The organism is Chthoniobacterales bacterium, assembly GCA_036569045.1.
In the GTDB taxonomy this organism is placed as follows: Bacteria; Verrucomicrobiota; Verrucomicrobiia; order Chthoniobacterales; family JAATET01; genus JAATET01.
On record DATCRI010000046.1, the window covers coordinates 35,365 to 43,636 of the forward strand.

Here is an 8,272-nt window from a genome sequence, read left to right on the forward strand (position 1 = left end):
ATGCCCCACAAGACCGAAGACATCGAGATCCGGCTCCTGCTCGAGGCCATCTTCCAGCGTTATCACTACGACTTTCGTGGGTATTCGCTGGCCTCGATCAAGCGACGCCTGAAGCAGGCCAGGGAACGGTTCGGCTGCTCGAGCATCTCGATCCTTCAGGACAAGGTCCTGCACGAACCCGCCATCGTCCCGGAACTGCTCTCGTTCCTTACCGTGCAGGTGAGCGAACTCTTCCGCGATCCGACCTATTTTCAGGCGATCCGCGAAAAGGTCATCCCGCACCTTCGCACCTATCCGTCGCTGAAGGTCTGGATCGCTGGCTGCAGCAGCGGCGAGGAGCTCTACTCCTTCGCCATTCTCTTCCGCGAGGAAGGCCTCGAGGAAAAGACGATGTTCTACGCCACCGACATCAATCCCGAGGCTCTTCGCAGGGCCCGGGCCGGCGTTTACAACCTCGATCGCATCCGTCTCTTTACCGAAAACCACCAAAAATCCGGCGGCCGATCCTCGCTCTCCGACTACTACACCGCCGCCTACGGCAGCGCGAAATTCGACCGCACCCTGCGCACCCGCACCGTCTTTTCCGACCACAGCCTCGTCAGCGACGCCGTCTTCGGCGAGATCCACCTCATCTCCTGTCGGAACGTGCTCATCTACTTCGACCGAGAGCTTCAGGACCGCGCCATCGGCCTGTTCAAGGACTCGCTCATCCGCAAGGGCTTCCTGGGCCTTGGCTCGAAGGAAAGCCTCAGCTTCTCGGCGCACACCGCCGCGTTTGCGGAGTTCTCGCGCGAAGAAAAAATCTACCAGAGGCGCGGCGACCAATGAGTTCCCCGGGATTCGAGGCCGTTGCCATCGGAGGGTCCGCGGGATCGCTGAAAGCCCTCTCGCAGATCCTTCCCGCGCTGCCATCGAGTTTTCCCCTGGCGATCCTGCTCGTCGTGCATCTCCCGCCCGACAAGCCCAGCGTGCTGGCCAATGTGCTGCAGGAAAAATGCGCCGTGGCCGTCCGCGAGGCGCGGGACAAGGAACCGATCCTGCCCGGCACCGTTTATCTCGCGCCGCCCGACTACCACCTGCTGGTCGAATCGAGTCGCCACCTTTCGCTGTCCTACGACGAGCCGCAGCTCTTCTCGCGGCCGTCGATCGACGTCCTGTTCGAATCCGCGGCCGATGTTTACGGCCCCGCCCTGCTCGGCATCGTCCTGAGCGGGGCCAACAACGACGGCGCCCTTGGCCTGAAGACCGTCGTCGCCGAAGGCGGCCTCGGCCTTGTTCAATCCCCCGAGGGGGCCTGCGCCCCCGCCATGCCCCTCGCCGCTCTGGAGGAATGCCGCGAAGCCCGCAGTCTCCGTCCGGAGGAAATTGCCACATTCCTGAGAAATCTTTGTCGCCATGAGCAGTCCTGAAACCGATCCGGTCTACTTCCTCCTGGTCGACGACCTCGAGGGGAACCTCCTTTCGCTGGAGGGCCTCCTGCGACGCGATGGCCTCGTCCTGCTGAAGGCCAGCTCCGGGACAGAAGCTCTCGAGCTCCTGCTCCGCTACGACGTCGCCCTCGCCATTCTCGATGTCCAGATGCCCGGCATGGATGGCTTCGAGCTTGCCGAACTTATGCGCGGCACCGAGCGCACCCGCCGCGTGCCCATCATCTTTCTCACCGCCGGCAGCGCCGACCGGCAGCGCCGTTTCCGCGGCTACGAGGCCGGCGCCGTCGACTTCCTCCACAAGCCAATCGAGCCCGACATTCTCCGCAGCAAGGCCGATGTCTTCTTCGAGCTCTATCTCCAGCGGCGCCAGCTCGCGCGCCAGCGAGACACCCTCGCGCAGGCCGACAAACGCAAGGACGAATTCCTCGCCGTGCTGGCCCACGAGCTTCGCAATCCCCTCACGCCGATCCGCTACGGCCTCGACATGATGCAGCTCGCACCCGGTCGTCCCGTGCCCGAGGACATCCGGGCCATGATGGATCGCCAGCTCGTTCATCTCGTTCGCCTCATCGACGACCTGCTCGACGTCTCGCGCATCGGTCGCGGCAAGATCGACCTCCGCCGCACCCACGTCACGCTGCAATCGATGCTGCAGGCCGCGATGGAGGCCAGCCGTCCCCTCGTCGAATCCAAACGCCACGTCCTGAATCGTGACATTCCCGAGTCCGAACTCTGGCTGAACGCCGACTCCACGCGCATCGCCCAGGTTGTCAGCAATCTCCTCAACAACGCCGCCAAATACACCGCCGAGGGCGGCACGATCGCGCTCTCAGCCCGTGAAGTCGATGGCCAGGCGGTCGTTTCGGTGACGGACAACGGCGTCGGCATCCCGGCCAGGATGCTGCCCGAGATTTTCGACCTCTTCACGCAGGTCGAAAACCGCGGCGAGCTTTCCAAGGGGGGACTCGGGATCGGCCTCGCCCTCGCCCGCCAGCTCGTCGAACTGCACGGCGGCACCATCGAAGGCCACAGCGCCGGCGAGAATCAGGGAAGCACCTTCACCGTTCGGCTGCCCCTCGAGAAGGGCGCGCAATCTCCCGCCCCGACCACGTCACCCGCCAAGATCGACCCGGCGGCTCCCCTCCGCGTTCTCGTCGTGGACGACAACGTCTCCTCGGCAGAAACCACCCGACAAATTCTGTCGATGGTCGGCCACGAAGTCGCTCTCGCCCACGATGGCCCCACCGCCATCGATCTCGCGCGCGAATTCGACCCCGCCGTGATCCTCCTCGATATCGGAATGCCCGGAATGAGCGGCTACGACGTCTGTCGCGAGCTGCGACAGGATCCCGCCTTCGCCCGCACGCTGATGATTGCCCAGACCGGCTGGGGTCAGGAACGCGACCGCCAGCGCACGCGGGATGCGGGTTTCGACCACCACCTCACGAAGCCGGTCAACTTCCAGGAACTCTCCGCCCTGCTCTCGAAGGCGCCCGCCCGGGCTCTTTGAGGCCAGCCCGGTCCGCAGCCAGGCCGGCGAATCAGCGGATCACCTGCACGGGAACGTGCATGACCAGCTCGAGTTCCTCGTCCGGATTGAAGTTGCCCTCGATGGTGGCGTGAGCGTATTCGGCGATCTTGCGGCTCGTCGCCAGCTCGAGGCCCAGACTCATCGCCGTGGAAGCCCCGCCGATCTGCGAAAAATTGTAAGGCTGGAAGAGTTCATCGATTCCCCGGCCGGCAATGGAATCGCGGCGGATGCCCGTGCCGACAATAGACACGTGAAGATTCGGCCCATCGCGCATTTCAATGCGGGTCGCAATGCGAATCCGGTTCGAGCGCTGCGAGGCAAGCCGGGCGAGCTTCCGCACGATCATGAAAATCGCGTCGGACGGTCCGACAACGCGGGCGGCCGAGGAGAGGCGGTCGTCGAGCTCCACCGTCACGTTCCGCTCCGCGAGCGCATCGATCATTGGCTGGAGCAGAACGCTCGGCGCAAAGACCTTTTCCACACCCGCCGCGGCGAGATGCGAGGCCGCGATGTAGTCGACGATCTCCATGAGGATGTCATGCAGATGCGAACCGGACTCCTTGACGTGCTGCGCCCACGAGGCCTGTTCCGGATTCTCGACGCCTTTGGCGAGCAACTCGGAGAAACCCATGATCACGTTCAACGGCGTGTTGAACTCGTGGCAGAGCAGGGCAAAGAAACTGTCGTGCACGCCCATCAGACGCTGCTGAAGGTCCTGTTTGCGCGTATTCTCCTGATCGTAAATCTCGAATCCTCGCGAGATGACCTTTTTCAGCTGGGTCCGCTCGAACGGCTTCGTGAGATAATTGAACGCCCCCAGATTCAGGGCGGAAATGGCGGACTCCGTGCTTTCGAAGGCCGTCAGGATGATGATGTTCTGGCTCTCGCGAATCTTCTTCAGCCGCTGAAGGGTCTCGATTCCGGAAAGGCCCTCCATGCAAAGGTCGAGAATGACCACCGGGAAGGCTTCCCGCATCGACGCTTCGATCGCCTCGGCGCCACTGCCCACGGCGGTGACGTCGTATTCATCCTGAAGGATGTAGCTGAGAGTCTGCCGCACGAGCGGTTCATCATCCACCACGAGCAGCTTGCGAGGAGGGGCCGAGGAAATCATGGCGGCAGGTTAAGACGGTGCGGAATTGAAGAGAACTCTTACCAATTCTTCGTTCGCGTCGCCAGAGGATTGCGGCTGGCTCGGAAGAAAAAATGTGAAAACCAGGCCCATATCCTCCTTAACCCGGGCACTCAGCGTGCCGCCGTGATGTCGGGCGATGAAATAGCTCGATGCCAGAAAGACCCCGAATTCACGGGGATTCCCACCCCGCAGGTTGAAGGGATGCAGCAGGCTGTCCGGCGTGGTGTTCGAGGAAATCGGCGCAAAGTCCTCGAATTCGACCGTCACGCCCAGCGGCTCGTCGTCACCACGATGCGGCTGGATGCGAACCTTCACGAGGCTGTCGCTCGGAAGGGACACAACTTCCTCGGCGATCATGAACCGGAAGAGCTTTTCCATGTGCATTGGCACGCCGAACACCGTCGGGGCGCCGTCCGCAACCTCGACTTCGAGGCGCAACCCCTTTTCCTTGCGCAGGATTTCCGAGTTCGCGATCGAGTTCGCGAGAAGCTCCGCCAGATTCAGCGAACAAAAATCCGCGGCATTAGGCGGCATGCTGATCTGGGCGAGGTCCTTCAAGGTGTTCGCGATCTCGTGAATGTGCGCATTCACGCTGCGCAGAAACTCATTGGACAGCGGTGCGCGAGTCTCGCGTTCGTCGAGGAGCTGGTCGATAAGCAGGGTGACCGGGCAGAGAGCGTTGTGAACGTAATGCCCGATCTTCGCCGCGATCAGCGCGACGTCGTAAGTGCGATTTTCGAGGATCTTGGCCCGCAGGTCGTCGAGCTTTTGCTCGAGGAGACGGTGATCACTGATCTGGCTCTCGTAGTGATCGAGCGCGCGAACGAGCGTCTCCTCGAGGTCGTTCAGCTGCCAGGGCTTCGAGACGAACGAGTAAATCGCGCCTGTGTTGATCGCCTCGATGAGGAGATCGAGCTCGGAATAGGCCGTCGTCAGAATGCGAACGGTATGCGGATATTGCTTCCGGACGAGCTTCAACAGGTCGACACCCGTGGATTCCGGCATGCGCTGGTCGGTAACGATCACCCCGATTTCCTCGTGATGACGTTCCAGTAACCGCAGCGCTTCCTCCGTGGAAGCCGCGGAAAACACGGTGAATCGTGGAGCAAAGGCCCTGGAAAAATACTTCAAAGCCATGGCCTCGTCGTCCACCAGAAGCACACCTTTTCGTCCCATATCGCCCTTATCTCGCACGATCTCGCAGCGCTTACAACCGCGAGATGTCCGCAGCGGAAAATTTTTCCGCCAATACGTGGAGGGCATCCTCCGGACCGTCCGCCGCACCGGCGGGGAAGAAGCCGACGGAAAAATCGCCACCCGTGGAAGCGAGGGTTATCTCCAGGGAACCGCCGCCGCGAGCGAGGGCGAGAAGAGCCTGGAAGACATGGAGCGACACGGCCGGAGTTTCCCGCTCGATGAACAGGCCAAACAGCTGCCGCGAGAAAGCCCCCGCGTCGGCGGCTTTCCCGGTTGCGTCCATGCGGATCCTTATCGCGCCATCGGCGCCGGTTTCCGTCGTCACGCTTTCCGACGAGAGGCCCAACGTCCCGGCGAGAGCGGCGACCAGCGATTCCACCACCGTGGATGCCTCTTCGGCGCCGGCGCGGAAACCTTCCAGCGCATCGAGCGACGCGGCGGCGTTGCGGTATTCATCTTCGAGCAGTCCGATCACCTCGAACTGGCGCGGGCTGAAGGTGAGGTTGCCGCCGAGCAGCGGATTCAGCTCGAGGGGTATGGCCTTGACGAAACTGACCAGCGCCCGGCGAAAGGTCGGCTGCTCCTCGACGGGAAGCTGGCGTCCCCAAAGGAGGAGCCACTTCAGGCGGTCGCTGCACACGATGCGCTGGAGCGTGGTCATCTTCACCGCCAGCAATTCGTTGCGCTCGGTGAGGACGCGGAAATAATCGGACGCTCGCTGGAGGACCATGCCGAGGTCGGCGATCTCCCAGGGCTTCACGACGTATTGATAAATGTAACCGGTGTTCACCGCCTCGATGGCCTCGGCCAGGTCGGTGTAGGCCGTCGTGAGAATGCGCACGATCCGCGGGTATCGGTCCCGCACCATGCCGAGAAATTGCGAGCCGTGCATGTTCGGCATGCGCTGGTCGGAAAGCACGATGCCGATATTGGCGGATTCTCGCCGCAGCACTTCGAGGCCTTCCTCGGCGGAGCTGGCGGTGAAGATCTGGTATTTGGGAGAAAACGCCAACCGGAAATACTTCAGCGCCTTTTCTTCGTCGTCGACATAGAGAACGCCGCAGGTGGGTGTCGGATCGGGGTTTAGCATAGTTTTGGAATGCGTTCGGTGATGGGCAGGGTGATGGTAAAGACGGCGCCGCCGGAGCTGCGATTGCTCACGCCAATCGAGCCTCCGTGGGATTCCACGATGGTATGGCAAATGCTGAGGCCCATGCCCATGCCGGCGCCCACGTCGCGGGTGGTGAAGAACGCCTCGAACACGCGGCCAATGATGTCCGGCGGAATTCCCGGGCCGTTGTCGGCCACCTCGATCGTCGCGATTTCCTCCTCGACCGTCACCTTCACCGAAATGATCTTCACCGCGTTTGCGGGCATTTCCCCGAGCGCCTTGGCGGCGTTCACCAGCAGGTTGATGAACAGGTGAGTGAGCTGCGTCCGCTGGCCCTTCACCATGATGTCCTCCGGGATCTCGCTCTCGATCCGGACGCTTTCCAGCTCGCGAGCCGTCAATTTGCAGGCGTCGCGGAAGATGCCGTCGATCGAGAAGGTCGTAAGCTGCCCCTGCTTTTCCGGGTAGGCGAAGCTCTTGAGGTTCGTGATGACGTCGCGAATGCGGCCCATGCCCTCCTCGATGTCGGCGACGAGCTCCTGCATGTCGGGGCTGAGCGCGGCGCGGTTCTGCTGCGCAATGGAAACGGCGGTGAGCGTGTAGTTGAGCGGGTTGTTGATCTCGTGCAACAGGCCGGCAGAGAGCGAGCCGATGGCGTTCATCTTCTCGCTCTGGATGAGCATGAGCTCGGTGCGTTGCAGCTTCTCGACCGTGGCGCTCAGCTCCTCGTTGCGGTCTCGCAGGTCCCGCTGCAGACGCGCCGCGCGCAGCAGATTCGCCACCCGCGTCTTCACCTCCACGCTGCTGAACGGCTTCGTGAGGAAGTCGTCCGCGCCGGAGCCGAGCGCCTCGAGCTTCGATTTCTCGTCGATGCGCGCGGTGAGCAGCATGATCTTGAGGTCGCGATTGGCCGGGTTCTCCCGCAGCTCTCGGCAGACGGCAAGACCATCCTTCACCGGCATCATCCAATCGAGCAGCACCACCGCGGGCTCGTGCTCGGCGACGAGCGCCGCGACATTCCCGCCATGGCGCGTCTGAACCACGCGGTATTCCTCGGAGAGCAGCGCGACGACGAATTGCCGCATGTCGGTCTCGTCATCCGCGACAAGCACCACCTCGCGACCGTGTCCGCGTTCGGGCAGAGCGGTGTCCGGCTCGTCCGCATAGGCGCGGAGCGTGCGATCCGCCGAGCGAAAGGCCTTCTCGAATGGCTCCACGAACTCCGCCTCGCCCCCCGCGGAGGGAGCCGGTGGCGCCACGGGCTCCGTGGCGGCGGGCAGGGTGATCCGGAAGGTGGAGCCGTGGCCAACAATGCTCTCGACCTCGATGCGGCCGCCGTGCTGCTCGACGAGTTCGCGAACGAGCGCGAGACCGATTCCGACGCCCTGCACCTGGTTCGACGCGTTGCTGCGGACCTGGTGGAAGCGGTCGAAGACCTTGTCGAGATCCTCGGGAGGGATGCCGACGCCGGTGTCTTCGACCTCGAGGATCGTCGCCGCATCGCCAGCCCGCCAGCGCGCCGTGATGGAGCCGCCGGGTGGCGTGTATTTGATGGCGTTCGTCAGCAGGTTCACGAGGACCTTCTCGAGACGGGTGGGATCGGCCGTCACCGGCAGCGTGAGATCACCCTCCTCGGTTTTGATGCGGAGTTGCTTCGACAAACCAAGGTGACGCACGGACTCGACGATGCCCTTCACGTGCGGACCAAGGGCAAACGTTTCCTTGCGCAGAAGATCGGCGCCCTGGTCGATGCGGGTGAGATCGAGAAGATCGTTGATGAGCTTGAGCAACCGCAGGCTGTTCCGGTGAATCAGGATGAGCGCCTCGTGGGTGCGAGCGTCGAGGCGGTCGTCCTTTGCGAGCAACGA

General features: G+C 62.9%; 7 protein-coding genes. 3 read left to right on the forward strand and 4 right to left on the reverse strand.

Going from position 1 to position 8,272, the window contains the following annotated elements:
* The 3 genes from VIM61_08905 to VIM61_08915 are packed head-to-tail and all read left to right on the forward strand — an operon-like array spanning position 1 to position 2,940.
* Complete coding sequence (locus tag VIM61_08905; protein HEY8900518.1) at positions 1 to 828, forward strand: CheR family methyltransferase; 828 nt, start codon at positions 1 to 3, stop codon at positions 826 to 828.
* Positions 825 to 1,409, forward strand: a complete 585-nt coding sequence (locus VIM61_08910) for a chemotaxis protein CheB (protein ID HEY8900519.1) — start codon at positions 825 to 827, stop codon at positions 1,407 to 1,409. Before VIM61_08905 ends, VIM61_08910 begins: the two co-directional genes overlap by 4 nt.
* A complete protein-coding gene (locus VIM61_08915; GenBank protein ID HEY8900520.1) occupies positions 1,396 to 2,940 on the forward strand; it encodes a response regulator in 1,545 nt (514 codons plus the stop codon). Before VIM61_08910 ends, VIM61_08915 begins: the two co-directional genes overlap by 14 nt.
* Before the next feature lie 31 nt (positions 2,941 to 2,971).
* On the opposite strand, the gene VIM61_08920 is transcribed toward VIM61_08915, so the two are convergent.
* The 4 genes from VIM61_08920 to VIM61_08935 all read right to left on the reverse strand — a co-directional run.
* Complete coding sequence (locus VIM61_08920; protein HEY8900521.1) at positions 2,972 to 4,075, reverse strand: response regulator; 1,104 nt, start codon at positions 4,073 to 4,075, stop codon at positions 2,972 to 2,974.
* Positions 4,076 to 4,084: 9 nt separating this feature from the next.
* Positions 4,085 to 5,272: a response regulator gene (locus VIM61_08925; protein HEY8900522.1), complete on the reverse strand. Its 1,188-nt coding sequence runs from the start codon at positions 5,270 to 5,272 to the stop codon at positions 4,085 to 4,087.
* A 31-nt stretch (positions 5,273 to 5,303) separates the two neighbouring features.
* Positions 5,304 to 6,383 carry a response regulator gene (locus tag VIM61_08930; protein ID HEY8900523.1) on the reverse strand — a complete coding sequence of 360 codons (1,080 nt, stop codon included), beginning with the start codon at positions 6,381 to 6,383 and terminating at the stop codon, positions 5,304 to 5,306.
* Positions 6,377 to 8,272 (reverse strand): ATP-binding protein (locus VIM61_08935; GenBank protein HEY8900524.1); only part of this gene is annotated, 1,896 nt, incomplete at its 5' end. The genes VIM61_08930 and VIM61_08935, both read right to left, overlap by 7 nt.